Source organism: Stenotrophomonas sp. 05L44_2 (assembly GCF_056665995.1).
In genome coordinates this window covers 1-2,451 of record NZ_JBFTNR010000631.1, presented here as the reverse complement: position 1 = coordinate 2,451, position 2,451 = coordinate 1, and the positions used below count along the sequence as shown (strand labels likewise).

The 2,451-nt window shown below is 66.9% G+C and carries 3 protein-coding genes; all 3 read right to left on the bottom strand.

The features are described 5' to 3' along the window. A partial coding sequence (gene fliG / locus AC1VAN_RS18470; protein ID WP_480986406.1) for a flagellar motor switch protein FliG occupies positions 1 to 720 on the bottom strand: 720 nt, incomplete at its 3' end. A gap of 10 nt (positions 721 to 730) precedes the next feature. Beyond that, positions 731 to 2,377, bottom strand: coding sequence for a flagellar basal-body MS-ring/collar protein FliF (fliF, locus tag AC1VAN_RS18465; RefSeq protein ID WP_025878996.1), 1,647 nt, complete (start codon positions 2,375 to 2,377; stop codon positions 731 to 733). Between the two features lie 12 nt (positions 2,378 to 2,389). Beyond that, positions 2,390 to 2,449, bottom strand: a complete 60-nt coding sequence (gene fliE / locus AC1VAN_RS18460; RefSeq protein ID WP_480986405.1) for a flagellar hook-basal body complex protein FliE — start codon at positions 2,447 to 2,449, stop codon at positions 2,390 to 2,392. Positions 2,450 to 2,451 lie beyond the last annotated feature (2 nt).

Here is a 2,451-nt window from a genome sequence, read left to right as displayed (position 1 = left end):
GTCCAGGTCCACCAGGTCGTCGAACACGAACATCAGGTCCTGGATGCGGCCACTCAGCGGGGCGTCGATGCGCGCGATCTCGCCCAGGATCGCCTGGTCCTGGCCGCTGTCCATGAAGTTGAGGATGTTGGCCGCGCACTGCACGCCGCCGATGTTGGACGACTTCAGGTTCTGGTTGCCGGCGAACTGGCGTTCCATGATCTCGTTGAGTTCGTTCAGCGCATTGGGCGGAATGCCGTCGAGGGTGGCGATGCGCAGCAGCACGTCCACGCGGGTGCGCTCGGGCAGCAGCTTCAGCGCGTCGGCAGCCTGGTCGGTTTCCAGGTGCGCCATCACGATGGCGATGATCTGCGGATGCTCGTTGCGCACCAGGTCGGCCACCGCACGAGGGTCCATCCACTTCAGTGCGTCCAGGCCGGTGGTGTTGCGGCCCAGCAGGATGCGGTCGATCAGGTTGCCGGCCTTCTCGCTGCCCAGCGCCTGCACCAGCATGTTGCGGATGTAGTCGTCCGAGCCCACGCCCAGCGATGTCTTCGAGCCCAGTTCCTGGCTGAACTGGTCCATCACCCGTTCCACCTGTTCGCGGGTGATGTCGGACATGGTGGCCATGGCGATGCCGATCTTCTGCACCTCCTTCGGCTCCATGTGGCGCAGCACTTCGGCCGCGTCCAGTTCACCCAGCGACAGCAGCAGGACGGCGGCGCGCTGCACGCCGGTCAGGGGCGCGACCTCAGTCATTGGCCACCCAGCCCTTGACCACCTGGGCCACGCGCTTGGAGTCGGTCTTCACGGCTTCACGGGCCATCCGCAATCGTTCCTCATAAGAATCCACCGGCAGGGCCAGCGCTTCCGGCCCGCCCAGGCTGACCCGGTCGGCGCCCAGCGCCGGCAGCGGGGTGCCATCGTCATCGACCAGCTGCACGTCCGCGGTGTGCGGTTCCAGCGCCAGTTCTTCGTTCTTGCGGTTCTGCCCGGTGATGCCGCGCAGTGCCGGGCGCAGCACGCCGAACAGCAACGCCATCACCACCAGCGCACCCAGCAGCATGCGGCCGGCATCGTGCACCCACGGCAGTTCCCACCAGGCCGGGCCTTCCACCGGCGTGGTGTCACGCACGAACGGGGCATTCATCACCGACACGGTGTCGCCACGCTCGGCACTGAAACCGACGGCCTGCTTGACCAGTGCCTCGACCCGGGTCAGTTCGGCCGCCGACAGCGGCTGCGGTGCAACCTTGCCGTTGGCGCCGGCGCGCGGCACGTTGTCCACCAGCACCGCCACCGACACGCGCTTGATGCGGCCGGCCGGCTGGCGGGTGTGCTGCAGGGTACGGTCCAGCTCGTAGTTGCGGGTCGCGTTCTTGCTGCTTTCGGTCGGTGCCTGCGCGGTGGCCGGTGCGGCGGCCTGGCCCGGCGGGCTGTTGCTGGTGGCACCCGGTACGCCCTGCGGGCCCGGCGTGCTGCTGGTGTTCTCGCTCATCTGCTCGCTGCGCAGCTTCTGCGGCTCGCCGTTGTACAGCTCGCGCGCTTCCTCGGTCACCGAGAAGTCCATGTCGACACTGACTTCGGGGTTGACCCGGCCGGGGCCGGTCATCGGTTCCAGCAGCTCGCGGATACGCTGGTTGAACGAGGTTTCCTGGCGGCGCACCTGTTCGAACTGGGCGGCGTTGACGGCCGCTTCGCTGTTGGGGTCGCTGACGCTGAGCATGCGACCGCTCTGGTCGACCACGGTCACCCGTTCCGGCGCCAGATCGGGAATGGCTGCAGCAACCATGTGCACGATCGCATCAACCTGGCTGCGTTCCAGCTGCTGGCCGCCACGCAGTTCAAGGGTAACCGAGGCACTGGCCACATCACGCTGGCGGGTGAACGCACTGGGCTTGGGAATGGCCAGGTGCACGCGCGAATCGCGCACCGGGCGCAGCGTGTTGATGGTGCGCGACAGCTCGGTTTCCAGCGCGTGCTGGTAGCGCGCACTTTCCACGAACTGGCTGACACCAAAACCGGGGTCGCGCTCCATCAGCTCGAAGCCGAGCTTGCCGCTGTCGGTCAGGCCCGAGCCCGCCAGTTTCAGGCGGGCATCATGCAGGTTCTTCTCCGGCACGGTGATGCCACCGGTGGCCGGGTCCAGCTGGAACGGAATCTGTGCGGCACGCAGCAGATCGGTCGCTTCAGCGGTGGCCTTCTGGTCCAGGCCGGTGTACAGCGGCACCATGCCCGGCTTCTGCGACCAGAAGAACACGAACAGCCCGGCCGCGACGGCCACGGCGATCATCGCCATCAGTCCGAGCCGACGGGTGATCTGCAGGCTTTGCAGCCGATCGAACCACTGGCCCGCCTTTTCGGCGTTCAGGGATTCCTTGGAGAGCGACAGGGCCATGCGGTTCTATCCTTACAGCGGCATGTTCATCACGTCCTGGTAGGCCTGGACGAGACGGTTGCGGACTTCCACGG